This window comes from Alcanivorax sp. HI0044, from assembly GCF_001634945.1.
Window position 1 is genome coordinate 1 of sequence record NZ_LWEZ01000831.1, and the last position, 480, is coordinate 480.

Annotated in this window: 1 protein-coding gene; it reads right to left on the reverse strand. The window is 54.8% G+C overall.

Going from position 1 to position 480, the window contains the following annotated elements; genetic code table 11:
- Window positions 1–480: hypothetical protein (locus tag A3730_RS31445; protein WP_197477409.1), on the reverse strand; the 480-nt coding region annotated here is incomplete at both ends.

Sequence of the window (480 nt, forward strand, 5' to 3'; positions counted from 1 at the left end):
AGATCCTGTGTCTTGATGCTGTTCTGGCTGAGAAATGATGCTGACCATGCACCATTGATAGTCCCGGTGCTTGCTTCAACGGTGAAATGAAATACCCCGGCCTTGTCCAAAACTGTGGGGCTTTGCGATGGCTCGTCGTAGCTGACGTAAAGGTGCTCGCCGGTTGCGTCGACCACCATGCCATTCAGTTGCCGGGCGGTATTGTTGAGCGGTACACCTTGGTTGAACGTGAATGTCCCGTTGGCACTAATGTCATAGCTTAATATAGCCGAGCCTTCCTGATCGCTGACATCTTTCGTGTTGACAGCAGCAAACAGGCGGTTGTGCGCCCCGTCCAGGACAATGCTATTAACCGCCATAATGCTGATGGGGTCGCCTGCTGCATCGGCAATGTTGGTGGCCGGGTCAACATCTGCCACCTGGGTCAAACTACCCGCTGCGGCATCGTAAACCCGAATGACCGGTCCGCTGCTCTGGCCA